General features: G+C 32.9%; 22 protein-coding genes. All 22 read right to left on the reverse strand.

The genetic code is table 11. The annotated features are described in order from the left end of the window. Positions 1 to 106: 106 nt before the first annotated feature. The 22 genes from rpsP to obgE all read right to left on the reverse strand — a co-directional run bounded on the left by rpsP (position 107) and on the right by obgE (position 21,075). Complete coding sequence (gene rpsP / locus QZ286_RS07775; RefSeq protein ID WP_176846417.1) at positions 107 to 370, reverse strand: 30S ribosomal protein S16; 264 nt, start codon at positions 368 to 370, stop codon at positions 107 to 109. Positions 371 to 427: 57 nt separating this feature from the next. Then, positions 428 to 1,768 carry a signal recognition particle protein gene (gene ffh / locus QZ286_RS07780; protein ID WP_291256391.1) on the reverse strand — a complete coding sequence of 447 codons (1,341 nt, stop codon included), beginning with the start codon at positions 1,766 to 1,768 and terminating at the stop codon, positions 428 to 430. Positions 1,769 to 1,779: 11 nt separating this feature from the next. After that, the gene (gene ylxM, locus QZ286_RS07785) at positions 1,780 to 2,091 is read right to left on the reverse strand and encodes a YlxM family DNA-binding protein (protein WP_291256392.1); all 312 of its coding nucleotides are present in this window, start codon (positions 2,089 to 2,091) and stop codon (positions 1,780 to 1,782) included. A 129-nt stretch (positions 2,092 to 2,220) separates the two neighbouring features. Further along, complete coding sequence (locus QZ286_RS07790; protein WP_291256393.1) at positions 2,221 to 3,309, reverse strand: antitoxin; 1,089 nt, start codon at positions 3,307 to 3,309, stop codon at positions 2,221 to 2,223. Between the two features lie 89 nt (positions 3,310 to 3,398). Beyond that, the gene (locus tag QZ286_RS07795) at positions 3,399 to 3,743 is read right to left on the reverse strand and encodes a DUF1667 domain-containing protein (protein ID WP_291256394.1); all 345 of its coding nucleotides are present in this window, start codon (positions 3,741 to 3,743) and stop codon (positions 3,399 to 3,401) included. After that, entirely contained in the window at positions 3,744 to 5,006 is a 1,263-nt protein-coding gene (locus QZ286_RS07800) for an FAD-dependent oxidoreductase (RefSeq protein ID WP_291256395.1), read from the reverse strand. Between the two features lie 13 nt (positions 5,007 to 5,019). Further along, positions 5,020 to 6,453, reverse strand: a complete 1,434-nt coding sequence (locus QZ286_RS07805) for an NAD(P)/FAD-dependent oxidoreductase (protein WP_291256396.1) — start codon at positions 6,451 to 6,453, stop codon at positions 5,020 to 5,022. Positions 6,454 to 6,599: 146 nt separating this feature from the next. Next, positions 6,600 to 8,102, reverse strand: coding sequence for a glycerol kinase GlpK (glpK, locus tag QZ286_RS07810; RefSeq protein ID WP_291256397.1), 1,503 nt, complete (start codon positions 8,100 to 8,102; stop codon positions 6,600 to 6,602). Positions 8,103 to 8,128: 26 nt separating this feature from the next. Continuing rightward, complete coding sequence (locus QZ286_RS07815; RefSeq protein WP_291256398.1) at positions 8,129 to 8,869, reverse strand: MIP/aquaporin family protein; 741 nt, start codon at positions 8,867 to 8,869, stop codon at positions 8,129 to 8,131. Between the two features lie 190 nt (positions 8,870 to 9,059). Next, a complete protein-coding gene (locus QZ286_RS07820) occupies positions 9,060 to 9,623 on the reverse strand; it encodes a glycerol-3-phosphate responsive antiterminator (RefSeq protein ID WP_291256399.1) in 564 nt (187 codons plus the stop codon). A gap of 74 nt (positions 9,624 to 9,697) precedes the next feature. Then, positions 9,698 to 11,314: a chaperonin GroEL gene (groL, locus tag QZ286_RS07825; protein WP_291256400.1), complete on the reverse strand. Its 1,617-nt coding sequence runs from the start codon at positions 11,312 to 11,314 to the stop codon at positions 9,698 to 9,700. Between the two features lie 18 nt (positions 11,315 to 11,332). Further along, on the reverse strand, positions 11,333 to 11,602 hold the full coding sequence (locus tag QZ286_RS07830; RefSeq protein WP_291256401.1) for a co-chaperone GroES: 270 nt from the start codon (positions 11,600 to 11,602) through the stop codon (positions 11,333 to 11,335). A gap of 70 nt (positions 11,603 to 11,672) precedes the next feature. Next, positions 11,673 to 12,887, reverse strand: a complete 1,215-nt coding sequence (locus tag QZ286_RS07835; RefSeq protein WP_291256402.1) for a M20 family metallo-hydrolase — start codon at positions 12,885 to 12,887, stop codon at positions 11,673 to 11,675. Positions 12,888 to 12,901: 14 nt separating this feature from the next. Beyond that, the gene (locus QZ286_RS07840) at positions 12,902 to 13,141 is read right to left on the reverse strand and encodes a hypothetical protein (RefSeq protein ID WP_291256403.1); all 240 of its coding nucleotides are present in this window, start codon (positions 13,139 to 13,141) and stop codon (positions 12,902 to 12,904) included. A 102-nt stretch (positions 13,142 to 13,243) separates the two neighbouring features. Beyond that, positions 13,244 to 14,578 (reverse strand): sodium:alanine symporter family protein, encoded by a 1,335-nt coding sequence (locus tag QZ286_RS07845; RefSeq protein ID WP_291256424.1) that lies wholly within the window; start codon positions 14,576 to 14,578, stop codon positions 13,244 to 13,246. 162 nt (positions 14,579 to 14,740) lie between these two features. Next, positions 14,741 to 15,895, reverse strand: a complete 1,155-nt coding sequence (locus tag QZ286_RS07850; RefSeq protein WP_291256404.1) for a dTDP-glucose 4,6-dehydratase — start codon at positions 15,893 to 15,895, stop codon at positions 14,741 to 14,743. Positions 15,896 to 15,967: 72 nt separating this feature from the next. Continuing rightward, positions 15,968 to 17,533, reverse strand: a complete 1,566-nt coding sequence (rny, locus tag QZ286_RS07855; RefSeq protein WP_291256405.1) for a ribonuclease Y — start codon at positions 17,531 to 17,533, stop codon at positions 15,968 to 15,970. A 24-nt stretch (positions 17,534 to 17,557) separates the two neighbouring features. Further along, positions 17,558 to 17,905, reverse strand: coding sequence for an STAS domain-containing protein (locus tag QZ286_RS07860; protein ID WP_291256406.1), 348 nt, complete (start codon positions 17,903 to 17,905; stop codon positions 17,558 to 17,560). Between the two features lies 1 nt (position 17,906). Continuing rightward, the gene (locus QZ286_RS07865; protein ID WP_291256407.1) at positions 17,907 to 18,299 is read right to left on the reverse strand and encodes an ATP-binding protein; all 393 of its coding nucleotides are present in this window, start codon (positions 18,297 to 18,299) and stop codon (positions 17,907 to 17,909) included. Between the two features lie 2 nt (positions 18,300 to 18,301). Continuing rightward, entirely contained in the window at positions 18,302 to 18,688 is a 387-nt protein-coding gene (locus QZ286_RS07870) for a hypothetical protein (protein WP_291256408.1), read from the reverse strand. A 63-nt stretch (positions 18,689 to 18,751) separates the two neighbouring features. Then, positions 18,752 to 19,666, reverse strand: a complete 915-nt coding sequence (gene miaA / locus QZ286_RS07875; RefSeq protein ID WP_291256409.1) for a tRNA (adenosine(37)-N6)-dimethylallyltransferase MiaA — start codon at positions 19,664 to 19,666, stop codon at positions 18,752 to 18,754. A 122-nt stretch (positions 19,667 to 19,788) separates the two neighbouring features. Further along, the gene (gene obgE / locus QZ286_RS07880; RefSeq protein ID WP_291256410.1) at positions 19,789 to 21,075 is read right to left on the reverse strand and encodes a GTPase ObgE; all 1,287 of its coding nucleotides are present in this window, start codon (positions 21,073 to 21,075) and stop codon (positions 19,789 to 19,791) included. Positions 21,076 to 21,107 lie beyond the last annotated feature (32 nt).

Below are 21,107 nucleotides of genomic sequence, written 5' to 3' on the forward strand. Positions count from 1 at the left end.
ATATTTTATTGAACTTCTCTATATTATATCAAAACTTTATTAGCTTGTCTAATAGAAAAAAGGACTTTATACAGTAGTATAAAGCCCCTAAAATTCTTCTAATTAATTATTTTCTTTTTGCTTCTTCGAATTTTGCCCATACTCCAGCTTTAACTAATATTGATTTTACAGTTCTAGTTGGTTGAGCTCCGTTTAATAAGAATTTTACAATTTCTTCCTCTTTTAATACAACTCTAGAATCTTCTAATGGGAAGTAGTTTCCTAAGTAAGCAACTGCTTTACCATCTCTTTTTGATAATGCTTCCATAGCTGCGATTCTATAAGAAGGTCTTTTTTTGTCTCCTAATCTAGTTAATCTTAATTTTAACATAAATTTCACGTCTCCTTTTATTATTTATATTTTATTCTTTAAATTATTTATATGTTATTAAAATGGAAATTTTCCACCTTTAAATCCACCGAATGAAGGTAATGAAGGCATCTTACCACCACTGAACATCTTCATCATAGCTTTCATCTGTTCAAATTGTTTTAACAACCTGTTTATATCTGCCACTTCAGTTCCACTACCCTTAGCTATTCTCTGTTTTCTACTAGCCTTAAGTATCTCAGGTTTCTTTCTCTCTTCTCTAGTCATTGATTGAATAATAGCTTCTACCTTTTTCATCTCTTTTTCAGCTGGAGCTAAATCTCCAATCTGTCCCATTCCAGGTATCATCTTTAAGATACTTCCTAGTGAACCTAATTTTTTTATATTTTGTAACTGTTTTAAGAAGTCATCTAAATCAAATTTTTGAGTTCTGATCTTCTCTTCCAGTGACTTTGCATCTTCTTCATCTATTGCACTTTGAGCCTTCTCAACTAATGAAACTACATCTCCCATTCCAAAGATTCTTGAAACAAGTCTCTCTGGGTGGAATAGTTCTATATCATCAATTTTCTCTCCAACTCCTACAAATTTTATTGGTTTTCCTACCACTGCTTTTATTGATAACGCAGCTCCACCTCTAGTATCTCCATCTAATTTTGTAAGTACAACACCATCTATATTTAAAACATTATTAAATGACTCTGCTAAGTTAACAGCATCTTGACCTATCATTGCATCTACTACCAGTAAAATCTCCTGTGGTCTAGTTACTTTTTTTATATCTCTTAACTCATCCATTAATTTTTCATCAATGTGTAATCTTCCAGCAGTATCAATTATCATATATGTAGAACCTAGCTCTTTTGCTTTAGCAAGTCCTCTCTCACAGATTCCAACAGCATCCTGATGATCTAGCTCTGAGTAAACCTCAATTCCTGTTTGCTCTCCTAAAACTTGTAACTGTTTTATCGCAGCTGGTCTGTACACGTCAGCTCCAACCATTAGAACTTTTTCACCCTGTTTTTTTAGGTAATTACCTAGTTTAGCAGCAAATGTAGTCTTTCCTGCTCCCTGTAATCCCGCTAACATAAGTACAGTTGGATTTCTTACTCCTTTTGTTAATCTGGCATTAGTTCCACCTAAAAGTTCTATCAATTCATCATTTACAATCTTTATAAACTGTTGTCCTGGATTTATCCCCTTTAAAACATCTGTTCCTATAGCTTTTTCTTGAATCTTAGCTGTAAAATCCTTTACTACTTTATAGTTAACATCGGCTTCTAAAAGTGACATTTTAACTTCTTTAAGAGCATCTTTTATATTGCTCTCACTCAATTTTCCATGTCCTCTTACTTTTTTAAAAACCTCTTGAAATCTAGAACCTAAATTATCTAACATATACACCTCGACTAAAATAATCTTTCTATTATCTCATCTAGTCTTTCAAGTTCAAAGTTCTCTCTCAGTCCTAAAAGTTCATCATAAATCTTTTTCTCTTTTTTATGAAAGCCTAGTTTCTCTTCATACTCTCTTAGTTGTTTTATCCCTCTTTTTATATTATCATAGACAGCCTGTCTACTGACACCATTGTTTTTAGCAATCTCTGACAGTGATAAATCTTCTTCAAAATGATTGATCAAGTACTCTTTTTGCTTATCACTCAACAAGTTTCTATAATAATCTAATAGAGTCGATACTTCTAAAAATTCATCTAATTCCATTATATCACCAGCATATTATATAAGATTATACAAAAACTGTCAAGTGTTTTTTCTTTACATTATACATTTTTTATAAAAAAAGTGCCAGTGAAACTTTTCTCACTAGCACTATCTATTAATTTCTATCTCTTATAGAAAATTTTCATTAAAATATACCATCAATGCTTCAAACTCTTTTTGAGTGTTAGCCACTGTAAACATATCTATTCTAAATCCACCCATAGATGTCTTTAACTCTAAAGATAGAGTGCTCTCATAATCAGCACTATCAAGAATAAAAAACTTAGAAACCTTTAATTTTCTATTTGGATTGTGGAAAACAACTTTTAATTTATTAATATATGGAGATGCTTTTAGCATTTTTAACATATCCAAAAGCTCCTGTGGTCTCTCCTCTACAGTTGAAGGTAGCTCCTTTTCCCAAATACCAACATTTGTTGTTCTTCTTGGTAAATGTCTACAATCCTTTACTCTTCTTACATAGAAATCTCCCATTGCAGATAGTTCTACATAGATCTTTCCATCTTTTTCTATCTCTTCAACAAAGTAGCTAAGTTCCAATTTCTCATCTAAATATTTAGCTATAAGTGACTTTTCAATCTCTGTTCCTTTTACTAAAATATTGAAAAACTCTTTATTCTCTAGATAATAATTATAGTCAAGTTTTATAGGTAGTGGTGGAATTTCAGTTACATGTTCAAACTCTCTAAACATAAAATAAGATTTTACACCTAAGATTTGAGCCATTAAACTAACCATAAATATCTCTGCTGTATATCCTCCAACAGTACAAACAGAAACATTATACTTATTTCCAACTGTATCTACTATATTTCCAATCTCTTCTACTAAATTTCTTAATCCCTTTGTTTTAAATTCAATTGGATTTCTTTTATTCATAGCTGGAATAGCTTTTTTTGTAATATTTTTTACTATCTGTTTCTTTAGGAAAAACTCCTCTAAAACCTCACCAGCTAATCTTCCATTAACAGTATCATGAGTTATCATAAATAGGTGTTCCCCTGAAAAAACATTTTTCTCTCTCAAGTTCTCAACAGAGATGATCTCTATTCCAAATCTTATATCTCTTAAGTCCTCTATCTTTTCCTCTTCATAGTAGCTTAAAATATCGTCCTTTGTGATACTCTCTTTCTCAGGATTGTGCTTAATATAGTTATCTATTAGACTTGTTCCAACTGTAATTATTAAATTATCCAATTTCTTCCCTCCTACCTTTAATCATAAATTATCCTTACAGATATTATTACCTTTAATTAAAAGTTTGTCAATACTAAAGATAGTTTATTTTACATATCTCTACAAGCTATTATATTTGCACCTGTTCCTAAAACATTTTCTATGATTATCTCACCATGTTTTATTGGTGATTTTACCTCTATATTATTCAATAGTTTCATACACTCAAAATTTAGCTCTTTTGGAATACTCATATCTGTTTTTACAGGTAATCTATTGTGAACTCCACCAACTATTCTAATAGTTGAAGTTATAACTCTCTTAGGAGCAGTCAACTCCTCTTTAGCATATACTGGTCCTCTTGGACAAGTGTTTCCTGTCACATTCAAACTCTCTGTATCTATCTTTAGATGACATCCCATTGGACAAACTATACACACCATCTCTTTTATCATCTATCTCCCCTCCTCTGCTACTAAACATACTTCTATCTCTTTTCTTTTTACACCTTCTAATAGTTTCTTTGGAACAACTATTTTCTCCATCTCTCCTGGAGCTAGATGTGATTTTTTTAGATTTACAAGTATATTCTCTCCATCCCTCACCTGTAATCTCATATTTCTGTAGATATTATTTACTCTCATAGATATCTCCAAAAATTTATCTAAATTCTCTATTCTATACTTTTGAGGCACTGTATAAGTTATTCCAAGTCCAGTTTTAATATCTATATACTCACCTGTCTGTGCCTCTCCCTTAACAAATTTTGCTGCTGCTTTCCCTGCTTTTCTTGCTTCTGCACTTACAAAGTCAACTAGGTCATGTACATGAACCACATTTCCACAAGCAAAGATTCCAGGTATACTTGTTTCCATCATCTCATTAACAATTGGTCCTGAAGTTCTTCTATCTATTACAATTCCTGTTTTTCTTGAAATATCGTTCTCTGGTATAAGTCCTACTGACAGTAGTAGTGTGTCACACTCATACTCTATCTCTGTTCCTGGTATAGGTCTTCTATTTTCATCAACCTTAGCAATTGTAACTCCCTCTACTCTCTCTTTTCCTTTTATATCAATAACAGTATGACTCAAATATAATGGAATGTTGTAGTCATTTAGACACTGAGCTATATTTCTAGCTAATCCTCCTGAAAATGGCATAAGTTCAACAACAGCTTTTACCTCTGCTCCCTCTAATGTCATTCTTCTAGCCATAATAAGTCCAATATCTCCAGATCCTAAAATCAAAACCTTCTTACCTACCATATATCCTTCCATATTGATAAATCTTTGAGCTGTTCCTGCTGTAAATACACCTGCTGGTCTCTCTCCTGGAATTGAGATAGCTCCTCTTGTTCTCTCTCTACAACCCATAGCTAGTATTATAGATTTAGCCTCTATCATCATATATCCATCCACTGTATTTATTGCATGAACTATCTTCTCTGGAGTTACTTCCAATACCATTGTATCTAATTTATACTCAATATTATTCTCTTGTAATTTTTTTATAAATCTCTCTGCATACTCTGGTCCTGTAAGTTCCTCTTTAAATTCATGCAATCCAAAACCATTGTGGATACATTGTTGTAAAATTCCACCCAATTCCTTATCTCTCTCTATTACTAATATGCTCTCTACTCCATTATTTCTAGCCTCTATTGCTGCTGCAAGACCTCCAGGTCCTCCCCCTATTACCACTAAATCATATCTCATTTCCTAGTTCCTCCTACTTTTTAGTCTCTCCTGTAAGTATGTATGCCCCAACTTTATCTTGAACAATCTCATCTAAATTCTTATTTAACTCTCTTGCTAATATCTCCTGTACTCTCGGCCCACAGAATCCACCTTGGCATCTTCCCATACCAGGTCTACATCTCTTTTTAACTCCATCTACAGTTTTAGCTCCCACCATTCTATGGATAACATCTACTATCTCTCCCTCAGTTATGCTCTCACATCTACATATGATTCTTCCATATCTTGGATCTTTCTTTATTACTTCTGCTTTCTCTTCTGAAGATAGTTCCATAAAATGAATCTGTGGTCTATTTTTTTTATGCTCCTCTTTCTTAGATACATCTCCCAACTTCTCTACTATCATTCTAGCCACATCTAAACCTATTGCTGGTGCTGATGTTAATCCTGGTGATTTTGTTCCAGCTATATTAAAGAAATATGGTGCATCTTCCACTTCACCTACTATAAAGTCTGGACAGTCTGACTCAGCTCTTAAACCATTGAAATTTTTTATATTATCTCTAAAGTTTATATCTTTTACACTCTTTACAGCAGCTGCTCTAACAGCATCTAATCCTGCTAATGTGTTTCCTACATACTCCTTATCATCAGTCAAACTTGCTGTAGGTCCAACTATTAAGTTACCATGAGCTGTTGGTGCTACTAAAACTCCTTTTCCAACTTTTGTTGGACATTGGAATATAACATTATTTACTAAGTTTCCTTGAACTTTATCTAATAGATAATACTCTCCTGCTCTTGGAGTTATCTTTATCTTTCTAGAACTTACTAAATTATTTATCTCATCAGCAAACAATCCAGCTGCATTCACTACTACCTTTGTTTCAAACTCTCTTCCATCAGTTAATATAACCTTGTATCCCTTTTCTAACTTCTCTATCTTTTCTACTTTTGCATCTGTAAGAACTTCTACTCCATTTATTGCAGCATTTTCCAATAACTTTATAGTCACTTCCCAAGGACCTGTAACACCAGCTGTTGGAGCATATAGGGCAGCTACTACTTCACCACTTACATTTGGCTCCATTTTAAGTATCTCTTCCTTCTCAATAATTCTTAACTCTGGTATTCCATTTTTTAATCCTCTCTCATAAAGTTGTTTCAAATGCTCTCTCTCTTCCTCTGAAAAAGCTAAAACTAATGAACCTGTTCTTTTAAATGGTGCATCTATCTCTTTGCACAACTCTTCATACATAGAGTTTCCAAGGGCATTGTACTTAGCCATTAAAGTTCCCTCTTTTGCATCATAACCTGCGTGTACTATTCCTGAGTTTGCTTTACTTGTACCATTTGAAACATCATGCTCTTTTTCCAATACTTTTATTTTTAAATTATATTTTGCCAATTCATATGCAGTTGCAGCTCCCATAACTCCTGCACCTATTATAATTACATCTACCATATAGCATTTCCTCCCGTTCTTTTAATAAAAAAAGTCAGCAAATAGACAGATCTCTCTGCCCTTTGCTGACTCTCCTATTCACTAGTCATTTATTCTATTTTCTCATTAATTATCTTACTTTTCTTTTCATTTGTCAAGAGATATTATTACTCCTCTTCCCAAGCAAGAGCTCTTTTTACAGCTTTTTTCCATCCACTATATTTTTTACATCTCTCTTCTTCACTCATATTTGGAATAAACTCATTATCTAGTTTCCATTGTGAGCTAATCTCATCTTTTGTCTCCCAGAATCCCACTGCTAATCCAGCTAAATATGCTGCCCCTAGTGCTGTTGTTTCAAGAGTTACTGGTCTTCTTACTGCTGTTCCTAAAATATCAGCTTGGAATTCCATTAAGAAGTTATTAGCTGCTGCTCCACCATCCACTTTTAAACTAGCTAATTTAATTCCTGAATCCTCTTGCATAGCCTCAAGAACATCTCTTGTTTGATAAGCAATTGATTCCAAAGTTGCTCTGATTATATGATTTTTATTAGCTCCACGTGTAAGTCCTACTATAGCTCCTCTTGCATACATATCCCAGTATGGAGCTCCCAATCCTACAAATGCTGGAACTACATATACTCCTGCACTATCCTTTACCTTTCTAGCAAAGTACTCTGTATCCTTTGATTCTCCTACTAATTTTAATTCATCTCTCAACCATTGAACACTTGCTCCACCAATAAAAATACTTCCCTCTAATGCATACTCTACTTTTCCATTAAGTCCTATAGCTATTGTTGTTACAAGTCCGTTTTGGCTTCTTACCATCTTAGTTCCTGTATTCATCAATAGGAAACATCCTGTTCCATATGTATTTTTGGAATCTCCCTCTTTAAAGCAAGCTTGTCCAAATAGTGCTGCTTGTTGGTCTCCTGCTACCCCAGCTATTGGTACTCTATGACCACCTTTTCCTCCTAAATTTGCATAACCAAATGTTCCACTACTATCTTTTACTTCTGGTAACATTGATTTTGGAATTCCTAATATATCTAATAATTTTTCATCCCATTCTAATTTCTTAATGTTGTATATCATTGTTCTAGAGGCATTCGTATAGTCAGTAGCATGAACCTTTCCATTAGTTAATTTCCAAATCAACCAAGTATCTACAGTACCAAATAGTAACTCTCCTCTTTCAGCTTTCTCTCTAGCACCCTCTACATTATCTAATATCCATTTAATCTTAGTACCAGAGAAATAAGCATCTATTAGTAATCCTGTATTCTCTCTTACATACTCATCTAAACCTTCTATCTCTTTCAACTCATCACATATCTTAGCTGTTCTTCTACACTGCCATACTATTGCATTGTATATAGGTTTTCCTGTATTTTTATCCCAAACTATTGTTGTCTCTCTTTGGTTTGTAATTCCAATTCCTATAATATCATGTTGTGATATACCTGTTCTTGCAATTACTTCTGCTAAAACTCCACTCTGACTTGACCAGATTTCCATTGGATCATGCTCTACCCAACCCTCTTTTGGATAAATTTGAGTAAACTCTTTTTGTGCTACTCCAACTATTTTTTGCTCACTATCAAATACTATTGCTCTTGAACTTGTTGTTCCTTGATCCAATGCTATTATATATTTTTTCTCCATAATTTACTCCTCCGTTTATTAAGTAATTATCCACAAGCTACACAACTGATTGAAAAGAAATTAAATAAAGCTATTCCTATTAATGCACCTATAATAGGTCCAACAATTGGTACCCAAGCATAACCCCAGTTAGAATCTCCTTTTCCTTTTATTGGAAGTATAGCGTGAGCTATTCTTGGTCCAAGGTCTCTTGCAGGGTTAATAGCAAATCCTGTAGCTCCACCTGTTGCCATACCTATAACACTGATTAACATCCCTACTAAAAATGGCTTTATTCCTGGTTCTACCATATTTTTTCCATATCCTATTGCTAGTATTCCAATTACTAATATAGCTGTTCCCACAGCCTCTGTTACCACATTCCAAAATTTATTAGGTATTGCTGGTCCTGTTGAAAAAACCCCTAACTTTGTTGCTGGATTAGGCTCTTCGTCCATAAGGTTTTTATATGTTAAGTAAGCTAATATAGCTCCTACCATACCACCTAAAATCTGTGCTATTATATAACCTGGTACCAATGCCCAATCTAAAGCTCCATCCACTGCTAAAGCTATTGTTAATGCTGGATTTAAGTGAGCTCCACTTACCCAACCTGTTAGGTAGGCTGCCATAGAAACTGCTATACCCCAACCAAAGCAGGTTACCATCCAACCTCCACCTTTTCCATAACTTTTATTTAGGCTTAATGTCATATTGATTCCATTCCCTAAAAGTAAAAGAAATGCTGTTCCTAAAAACTCTGCTAAATACATTGCACTTGCTGTCATAAAAATGCCCCCTTTTTAGATTCAAAACTGCAAAAAAAGCTCAAAAAAATCGCCCCCTATTAGCAACTCTTTTAAGCTTCTCCATCTCACACAGCTTTTATTACGTTAACATAATTCTAACATTTTTTTACAATTATGTCAATACAGATAAAATTATTTTATTACTATTTGATTTATTTATGTACACTATTTAAATATCCCATATGTGACTATATGTTGTTGATACCCCTACAGCACCTGCTGCTAACGCATTTATAACATCCTCTTTCTCATTTACAAGCCCTCCAGTTATCACAGGAATCCTTGTAGAATTATTGATTTTCTTTATTATTTTTGGCATAAGCCCTGGCAAAATCTCCACTGCACTCGGTTTATTTTCTTTGATATGATTTATTGTATTTTCCAATGAGAAAGAATCCAAGATAAAAAATCTTTGAATAACCTTTATCCCTTTTTTATTTGCAAAAGCTACAATATTATGTTTTGTTGTTATAATTCCATCTGGTTTTACCTCTTGCATCAGATACTCCACTCCATTGTTAGAACTAGATATTCCATCTATCATGTCCATATGTACATAGACTATCTTATTTGCATCTTTTAATTTTGTAACAATACCTTTAATGTTTAAGATATTTGCCATAATTACAAAAACTATCTCACTTCCACTTTCTATTGCCTCGTCTAAATAAGCTTCATTCTTTAATGCTGGTATCACTGGATTTCTCTCCAATATCTCCTTTATATTTGCCATACCCATCTCCTTAAATATTTTTACTATATTATAACATATTTAGAAAAAAAGGGAGAAAAAATTCTCCCTTACTTCTACATCATTCCTGGCATCATTCCTGGATTCATCTCTGGTTGTTTAGGCTCTTTTTTACTCACTACCAAAACCTCTGTTGTCAAGATTAACGCTGATACTGATGCAGCATTTTGAATAGCTGATCTAGTAACTTTTACTGGATCTAATATCCCCTCCTCTATCATATCCACATATTTTTCTGTAGAAGCATTAAATCCAAATCCTTCTGGCATATCTTTTACTTTTTCTAATACAACTGCTCCATCTATTCCTGCATTTTCTGCTATCTGTCTCAAAGGTGCTGTCAATGCTTTTTTAACAATCTCCACTCCTATTCCCTCTTCTCCAGATAACTTAAATTCATCCATATCCTTAGCAATCTCTACTAATATAGTTCCTCCACCAGGTACTATCCCCTCTTCCACTCCAGCTCTAGTTGCATTCAAAGCATCTTCGATTCTAAGTTTTTTATCTTTCATCTCCACTTCAGTTGCAGCACCAACTTTTATAACTGCCACTCCACCTGAAAGTTTTGCAAGTCTCTCTTGTAATTTTTCTTTATCATAATCTGAAGTTGATTCCATTATCTGATTTTTTATAGAATTAACTCTAGCTGCTATTATCTCTTCTTCTCCAACTCCATCTACTATTATCGTAGCATCTTTAGTTACTTTTACCTTTTTAGCACTTCCTAACTGTGGTATAGTAGTCTCCTCTAATTTCAATCCCTTCTCTTCAGAGATTACCTCTCCACCTGTAAGTATAGCTATATCCTCTAACATCGCTTTTCTTCTATCTCCAAAAGCAGGTGCTTTAACAGCTACTACATTTAAAGTTCCTCTCAATTTATTTATAACTAAAGTAGTTAAAGCTTCTCCCTCCAACTCATCTGCTATAATAAGTACAGGTCTTGAAGTTTGAACTGTCTGCTCCAATATTGGTAGTATATCTTTCATATTTGATATTTTTTTATCAGTTATAAGAATAAATGGATTATCTAGCTCTGCCACCATTCTCTCAGAATCCGTTACCATATATGGAGATACATACCCCTTATCAAATTGCATTCCTTCAACTACTTCCAAAGTTGTTTCTAAAGATTTTGCCTCTTCAACAGTTATTACTCCTGTTTCACCAACTTTTTCCATAGCTTGAGCAATCAATTTTCCTATCTCCTCATCTCCTGCTGAAATAGATGCTACTTGAGCTATCTCATCATTTGATTTTATCTTTTTAGCTCTAGCTTTTAAGTGAGTAATTACCTCTTTAGTTGCCTTCTCTATACCTTTTTTTATAAACATAGGATTAGCTCCAGCACTAACCATTTTTAATCCCTCTTTTACAATAGCTTGAGCTAATATAGTTGCAGTAGTTGTTCCATCTCCAGCCACATCATTAGCTTTAGTCGCTACCTCTTTTATCAGTTGAGCTCCCATATTTTCAAAAGGATCTTCCAATTCAATCTCTTTAGCTATTGAAACACCATCATTAGTGATTAAAGGAGCTCCATAACTTTTTTCTAAAACTACATTTCTACCTCTAGGTCCCAATGTAACTTTTACAGCATCTGCTAAAGTATTTACTCCTGATTCAAGTTTTTTTCTAGCTTCCTCATTAAATTTTAAAATTTTTGCCATTTTCAATCCCTCCGATAATTACTCTACTATTGCTAATACATCTTCTATATTCAATATTAAATATCTATCTTCGCCATCTTTGATCTCAGTTCCTGAGAATTTTGAATAAACTACTTTATCTCCAACTACTATTTCAGAAACTTTCTCACCTTTTCCTACAGCTATTACTTCACCAATATTTGATTTTTCTTTGTCATCTGATCCCGGAAGAATAATTCCACTCACTGTTTTTTCCTCTAATTTAACAAGCTTAACCAAAACTCTTTCACCAATAGGTTTTATCTTCATTGTTCTATCCCTCCAACTTATTAGCACTCTTTATCAATGAGTGCTATTTTTCTCATAACTTAATAATAAATCATTTACTCGTAACTGTCAATAGTTTTTTTAAGTATTCATATATTATTTTACTTCCAAGTATTATATCTTCAACATCAATATCTTCAGCAATATTATGGCTTATTCCCTCTTTACAAGGTATGAATACCATTCCTGTAGGAGCAATATCCCAAAACTTCATAGCATCATGTCCTGCTCCACTATTCATTATCATATAATCTATATTTAACTCTCTAGCAGTATTCTCCAAATCCAATAACAACTCCTTATCCAGTATTACTGGTTTGCCCTTTGAAACTGACTCCAACTTATACTCTAACTCTCTTCTACCACAAATATCCTCTATTATCTTTTCAATAGACCTATCAATTCTTTGGATACTCTCCCAATCCACTCCTCTAATATCTATTCCAAGTTTTACTCTTCCAGGCACTACATTAAAAGCATTTGGAGAATTTTGCAAAAATCCAACTGTTGCTACACTCTTATTCTCTTTTTCCACTAGAGCTAATTTCTCTAGTTCACACACTATCTCTGCTCCTGCACAAAGTGCATCTTTTCTCATTCCCATAGGTGCTGCTCCCGAATGATCCTGCCTTCCCTCTATTGTCAACCAATATCTCGTAGCATTAGCTATAGCATCAACTATTCCAATTTTTAAATTGTTATTCTCTAAAATACGACCTTGCTCTATATGAACCTCAAAATATTTTTTTATTCCTGATATTTTTTCACACTCTGGATTATACCCTCTAAATTTTAACATCTCATATAGAGAGATCCCCTCTACATTTCTTACAGCTTTCAGTTTTTCAACATCTATCTTCTTAGTTACCAAGCCACTTCCTACAGTTGCTATTCCAAAAGCACTAGATTCCTCGCATCTAAAGGCTGCTACCTTCAATGGAATATTTAAATTATTCTCTTTTATCCATTTTAAAACCAATAATCCAGCTACTACTCCAACTACACCATCATATCTTCCACCATTTATAACAGAGTCCAAATGAGATCCCATCAAATAATACTCAGACCAATTCTCCTCATAGATATATGTATTTCCTACCTCATCACTGGAATATTTCAGTCCCAACTCTCTAGCTATATTTCTAATAGCCCCGTGCATAACATCTTCATTTTTAGTATAACCTAGTCTAGTTACACCTCCACTTTCATCTGCACCTATAGAATAAAAAGCTTTAAACCACTTTTCCAAACACTCTAAATTCTCCATTCTTCACCTCACATTTATTCCAAATCCTCTTCTACAAGTAGATTCATTTCATGCCAATCATAAAACTCTTTCATTTTAAAAGGGATTGTTCCATTTCTATATGCAAGAGCTGCCATCTCATCTGGCTCTAATTTGTATACAATTTGATGCTCCTCATAATCATCTAATATCATATCATGAAACTCCCTGTATTTTCCATTCTCTTTCATCTCTAATAATATTTTTTCTAACTCTATTTTATTTAATTTTTCCATTTTTACACCTCTTAATTATATAATATACTCACATTATATAATTCTTTATCAAAATAGTCAACTTTATTAAAAAATACCCTTTTTAAAAAGGGTATTTTTTTCCTATTTTTTCTTTAATTTCAACTCGTATTTCTTTAGTTCTTCAATAGCCTCCTTAGCAATTGGCAATATACATATTATATTTATTACGGTCATTATTCCCAATCCAAAATCTGCTAATGACCAAACGAAAAGATTCTGCTCTATTCCTCCAACGTATACCATCAATACCACAACTATATGGTATAGATATCTCATCTCTTTAGATTCCATTATGAAATTTATAGCATTCTTACCATAAAATGTTACAGCTAATATTGTACTTAATGAGAAGAAGAATAATACAACTATTGTGAAAGGAATTCCTATCCATCCTATATGACTCTTTATTGCCTCTTGGAACATCGCCATCTCTCCAATTTTCTTTCCTGCTTCTACCACTTCTGGATCTGCAAGTAGTATTATAAACGCAGTTGCACTACAAACTATAAGTGTATCTACAAACACTCCTAGAGCCTGAACCATACCTTGCTTAGCCGGTTCATCAATATCAACAACAGCTGCTGCATAGTTAGAATCTCCACTTCCTGCTTCATTAGAAAATAGTCCTCTTCTTACTCCCTGCATTATAACTATTCCTATTCCTCCACCTGCTACCTCTTTTATTCCAAAAGCTTGTTTTACTATAGTCTCCAACATACTTGGAATAGCTGTGAGATTTGTTACCACTACATAAGCTACTAATACTAAATATAGGATAGCCATCACTGGTACAATCTTATTTAAAGCCACTATAATAGTATCTTTTTTCCCTCTGAAAAATACAATCACTCCAACTATTATTGCTAAAACTATTGCAATCTCTTTCACTCCATAACCATAAGCATTATTTATTGATTGTGTCACAGAGTTCGACATAACTTGAATAACTCCCACATAGCAAATTAATGATGCAATAGCATATATTATTCCCAACCATCTCTTATTTAAACGCTTCTCTATTATCCAAGGAGTTCCTCCTCTATACTCTTTATTTCCAACCTTCTCTCTATACATAACTGCTAAAGTTGACTCTATAAAAGATGTTGCTGCTCCTAAAAGAGCCACTACCCACATCCAGAATATAGCTCCTGGTCCACCAACAGCTATAGCTGCCACTACACCTGTTATATTTCCAGCTCCAACTCTACAAGCTGTTCCCAAGAAAAACGCTTCTAAAGAGCTTACTCCCTCTCCATTTTCCTCTCTCTTTCCTAGTATCTTTACTATATCTCCAAACAATCTAAATTGCATAAAATTTGTTTTTATACTTAAATATATAGCTGCTCCTATCAGCATAACAACCAAGATATTCTTTCCCCACAATAGATCATTGACTAAATTAATTATTTCTCTCATAACCTTTTCTCCTTCGCCCTTTGTTTCTTGTTTTATATATTCTATCACTCTCTTCCCTAAAATAATACCTTCAATTTTTTTTATTTTTTGTTCGTTATTTTCTATATATTTAGCCATAAAAAAAGAGAACTACTAAAAATAGTCCTCTTTTTTTGTTCGTATCTATTTCAGGTTCTCAACCCACTCTTGATTCTCTAAATACCATCTTATTGTCAACTCTATTCCTTTGTCAAAAGGAGTCTCTGGATACCAACCTAGTTCCACAGCTATTTTAGTTGGATCTATTGCATATCTAGCATCATGTCCCAATCTATCTTGAACATAGGTTATCAAATCATAATTTATATTCTCAATATCTGTTTTTAATATCTTCCTATACTCAGGCTCCTCTTTCATCAATCTCTTTATGGTATCAATTGTCAATTTTACTATATTTATATTTTTTTCCTCATTAAAACCACCAATATTGTATATCTCTCCCAATTTTCCAGCATTTATCACCATATCCACTGCCTTATTGTGATCTCTTACATACAACCAATCTCTAACATTACTTCCATCTCCATAGACTGGTAATTTCTTTCCTTCTAATATATTTTTTATTATCAAAGGTATTAATTTTTCTGGAAATTGATATGGACCATAGTTATTTGAACATCTTGTTATGTTCATTGGTAATTTATATGTTTCTGCATAAGCTTTTACTATCATATCTCCAGATGCCTTTGAAGATGAGTATGGAGATCTAGGATCTAACGGTGTCTCCTCTGTAAAAAATCTCTTACCATAAGTTTTTAAATTTTTTCTTCCTTCAACTACACTTTTTACACTCTTTTCTAAATGTAGTTCTCTTGCATCTGAATAATCCTTCACTAGAGATCCATACACTTCATCTGTAGAGATTTGAATATATTTTTTCCCCTCTTTATAAAAAGGATAACCATTTTCATCTTTTCCTATTGTCCAACTATCTTTTGCTACTTCTAAAAGGTTTTGAGTCCCTAATATATTAGTTTCCAAAAACACTCTAGGTCCTAATATACTTCTATCCACATGAGATTCTGCTGCAAAGTTTACAACATAATCTATGTCATATCTTGAAAAAATACTCTCTACTAGCTCTTTATTCCCAATATCTCCTCTTACAAACTCTATCTTTCCACTCTCTATCTCATCTCTCAAGCTCTCTTTATTTCCAGCATAAGTCAACTTATCTAAAACAATTATCTCAGCTGTATCTCTATACTTTTCCAGCATATATTTTACAAAATTTACACCTATAAAACCAGCTGCTCCTGTGACTAAATATGTTTTCATATAACTCTCCTTCTCAATTTTATAAAAAATTCCCCAATATATAATTAGTTATATACTAGGGAATCCACTCTCTTATTTAGCGTAATCTACAGCTCTTGTTTCTCTAACTATAGTTACTTTTATTTGTCCAGGATATTGCATTGAATCCTCTATTTTCTTAGCCACATCTCTAGCCATTTTTGTAGCCTCATCATCTGACATAGCTTCAGGATTTACTATTATTCTAAGCTCTCTACCTGCTTGAATTGCAAAAGATGACTCCACTCCTGAGAATGAATTTGCAATCTCTTCAAGACTCTCTAATCTCTTCAAGTAAGCTGTCAATGTCTCTCTTCTAGCCCCTGGTCTTGAAGCTGAAACAGCATCTGCTGCTTGAACAATTATTGCTTCAACAGTTTCAAACTCAACTTCATTATGGTGAGCCATAACTGCATTTATAACCTCTGGCTTCTCTCCGAATTTCTTTAAGAACTCTCCACCAATAAGTGCATGAGAAGACTCTATATCACTTTCTAATACTTTTCCTACGTCGTGTAATAATCCAGCTCTTTTTGCTAATTCTGTATCTGCACCTATCTCTGCTGCTAAGTTAGCTGAAAGTTTTGCAACTTCAATTGAGTGAGTAAGTACATTTTGTCCATAACTTGTTCTGAACTTTAATCTTCCTAAAGTTTTTATAATTTCAGGATGCATTCCAGGAATTCCAAGCTCTATCATAGCTCCCTCTCCAGCATCTACTATCTCTTTGTCAATCTCTTTTCTTGCTTTATTAACTACCTCTTCAATTTTTCCTGGGTGTATTCTACCATCAGTAATTAATTTTTCAATAGCAAGTCTAGCTATCTCTCTTTTTACTCCATCAAAACTAGATAATACAACTGCTTCTGGAGTATCATCTATTATTATATCTACACCTGTTAAAGCCTCAATAGCTCTAATATTTCTTCCTTCTCTACCTATAATTCTTCCTTTCATCTCATCATTAGGTAGGTTTACAACTGACACTGTAGCATCTACTACATACTCAGCAGAAGCTTTACCAATAGCAGTTGATAAAATTCTTCTTGAAATTCTATCCTTTTCATCTTCAAGCTTATTTTCAAACTCTCTAATTGCTACAGCTGTTTCATGAGTTAAATCATCTCTTAACTTAGAGATTAAAATCTCCTTTGCCTCAACTTTAGATAATCCAGAGATTCTCTCTAATTCATCTTCTTGTTTTAATTTTATAGCTTCTATCTCATCTTTTTTAGCTTCTAATTCCTCTGTAGTTCTCTCTAACTCTTGGCTTTTTAACTCTAACTTCTCAATCTTATTATCTAAAGTTTCCTCTTTTTTAGTAAGTCTAGCTTCTTTTTGTAAAAGCTCATTTTTAGCATTTTTTATCTCTTTTTCAGCTTCCTCTTTTATTGAATATGCGTGTTCTTTTGCCTTTAATTCGATCTCTTTTCCTCTTGCGTGTGCATTTTTCTCTGCATTTTCAACTATTTCTTGGGCCTTTATCTTTGATTTTGCTACTTCATCTTCTAAGTCATTTAACTCATTTATCTTTTTATCTATAACAGACTTTTTATAAAGAATAGCAAATACTATTCCTAGTCCGATTATTATCAAACCTATTCCTAAAACTGTATTCATAATTATTTCCTTCCTACTTATCTATTATTTAAAACTTGCTATTGCCTCATCTTCTGTTTCATATATTTCAAATATCTCATCTAATCCTATCATCTCAAATATTGTTTTTATATGTTCATTTAATTTGATAAGCTTTATATCTCCACCCATCTCTTTAACAACTTTTAACTTTCCTCTTAAAATTCCCATAGCCAAGCTGTTGATATGAGTAACTTCCTCAAAATCAATTATAAATTTTGTAGAATCAGCTTCTACTAATTTTGTTATTCTCTCTTTTAACTTAGGTGCTACTAAAGCATCTAACTCTCCTATCACTTTTAACTCTTTAATTTCCCCAACATTTTTTTCAAGTATTTCAAAATTGCTCATCATTTTATGCCTCCTTAACTTTTTTTTCTACTCTAAACAATGTTCCATTTAATTTCTTTTCGATTCTAAAGTCATCTGCAATGGCTCTTGCTATAAAAAGACCCATTCCACCCTCTTCTTTACTCAATTTCTCTTCATCAAACCCCACACCATTATCTTCTACAATTAAACGAATAATATCGTTTGATTTTTGAATTTCTAAAATGATATCTCCAGGCTTATACTCATACCCGTGTTCAACTACGTTTGTTGAAAGTTCATCTACCACTGATAAAAGTTGAAACACATCTTTTTGGCTCACTTGATGTAGTTCTAGATATGTTTTTACCATAGCTCTTATTAAAGATAAATTTTCTAAAGAAGAAGGAACTGTGATCTTCACTTCATTTGGTTTCATTCCTATTCCCTTCTTTCTTTAATTTTACTTATTTTCCACCCATCACTTTTTAAAGAGTAATCCACACTATAGTATAGAGTGTTATTCTGAAAAATAATACCTATTATATTTTGTGCCCTATCTCCTAAAAAAACAGGCTTTGAACTCAATATATTAATCTTTGAAAAGTCAATACTCTCTATCTCATCTTTTACAAAATTATTTCTAATACTAGGGACAAGCGTCTCTTCTAGAAGTTTTGTTTCGCCCATTTTTAGTTCATCTCTTATCTGTTCAACTAAGACTATAAGCTCTCTTTTTTCTTCCATTGTAAATTCTTTTTTGCTTACTATATTAGAACATCCTGTAAAAAAAACAACAGAAATAATAAAAATAAAAATTCTTCTCATTATAATATACACCATTCCTTATCACTATAAATAATACCATATCCATATATTTTTATCAAGAATTTAATTGTCCATTTTACTATTTAATTTTTTTAGTACATCCTCTATAATCTCATCTTCTGATAACTCTTCTAAATTATACCAAATATATGTGTGATCATTTTTAAACCAAGTAAACTGTCTTTTTGCATATCTTCTAGAATTTTGCTTTATCATATTTACAGCTTCTTCATAGGTTAACCTTCCATTGAAGTAATCTATAAACTCTGAGTAACCTATTATATTGATCTTTCTTAAAACATCTCCATAGATGTCATATAGTCTCTTAACTTCCTGCTCCAATCCAGCCTCTATCATCATATCTACTCTCAAGTTTATCCTTTCATAGAGGTTCTCTCTCCCTCTTTCTAAAGCAATTTTTAAAAAACTATAATTATTATTTTTTATATTTTTTTTAGATAGTTTAGAAAATTTTTCTCCAGTTAATCTATATACTTCTAAAGCTCTTTCAACTCTTTTCTTATTATTTGGGTGTATCTCCTCTGCTCCCTCTGGATCTACAAGTTTCAACTCTTCATATAGCTCTTCAGAAGAAATCTTCATAAACTCCTCTCTCATCTTCATATCCGAAGCCGGTAGTTCTGATAACCCTTCAGTTATAGAGTTGATATATAAGCCAGTACCTCCTGTTAATATTACAACTTTATCTTCTATCTCTTTCTGTTTTAGTATCTTATCCACATCTTTTTGAAAGTCTCCAACACTATATTTTTTTACAGGCTCCAGTATATCCAACAAATAGTGCTTTACACCTTCCATCTCTTCAGTTGTTATTTTAGCTGTTCCAATATCCATTCCTTTATATACTTGAGCTGAATCAGCTGAAATAATATCTGCATTTAAAATTTTAGCCAACTTTATAGATAGTGCAGTTTTACCTACTCCTGTAGGACCTGCTATCACTACTCCCTTTTTCATTTTTCCTCCCAGTAATCTTAGTAAAAAAGAGGAAAAATTATCAAATATGAACATATACAGTTCAATCTCTAAGATAATATCTTCCTCTTAAAAACTTTCTTTCTTATTTATTATTAAGAATATTACTCTACGTACTCAAACTCTACATCTGCTATTCTTACAGTATCTCCATCTTGAATTCCAGCTTCTCTCATTGCCTCTTCCATTCCTAAAGATCTCATCATATGTAAGAAGTTTACTATTGACTCATCATCCATAGTGATAACATATTTAGCTAGAACTCCATCTAATACTCTTCCTTCTACTACATATGTTCCCTCTTCATCTTGAGTGATAATGAAAGCTTCCTTATCTCCCTTGATCTCTCTTAAAACTTCATCTATATCAGCTTCATCTTCCAATGGTTCTCTGTCTATCTCTTCTAACATATTCCAGCTCTTATACAATACCTCTTTTATCCCTTCATTTAAAATTACAGATACAGGATAAACTTCATTCCCTTGAGCTTCAACATATGCTTTAAATTTATCATATTTTTCCATATCCCATAAAAGATCCATCTTATTAGCTAAAACTATCTGCTTTTTGTTAGCTAATTTTTCACTGAACTTTCTAAGCTCAGTATTGATCTTTTCATAGTCTTCTATAGCATCTCTTCCCTCTATCTCAGCCACATCTACTAGATGATAAATCATTTTACATCTTTCAATATGTCTTAAGAATTTATCTCCTAGACCTACCCCTTCATGTGCTCCTTCAATAAGTCCTGGTATATCAGCTATTACGAAAGATTTTCCCTCTTCCAATCTTACAACTCCCAATTTTGGCTCTAATGTTGTAAAGTGGTAACTTCCTACCTTTGAGTTTGCTGCAGAAACTTTATTTATAAAACTTGATTTTCCAACTGATGGATAACCTACTAGTGCTACATCAGCTATAAGTTTTAACTCTAATTTTACTTTTATCTCTGCTCCTTCTCTACCTTTTCCTGCTATTTTAGGAGTTTTTCTAACTGAAGATTTAAAGTGAACGTTTCCTAATCCACCCTTTCCACCTCTAAGTAGTATTCTCTCCTCGCCCACTACATTTAGATCAAGCAAAAGTTTTCCAGTTTCAACATCTCTTACCTGTGTTCCAACAGGGACTTTAATTACTAAATCCTCTCCTGTTTTTCCATACATCTGTTTTTTCTGCCCATTTTCTCCATTTTGAGCTTTAAATAATTTTTTGAATTTAAAATCTATAAGTGTATTTATATTAGGATCAGCTACAAAGATTACACTTCCTCCATTTCCTCCATCTCCACCATCTGGACCACCGAACTGGACAAATTTCTCTCTTCTAAACGCAGCTGAACCATCTCCACCATTTCCTGCCTTGACAGTTATCACAACTTCATCTATAAACATTCAATACTCTCCTATACTATTTAATATTATCA

Origin of the sequence: Fusobacterium sp. (assembly GCF_019012925.1) — a bacterium.
Taxonomy (GTDB): Bacteria; Fusobacteriota; Fusobacteriia; order Fusobacteriales; family Fusobacteriaceae; genus Fusobacterium_A.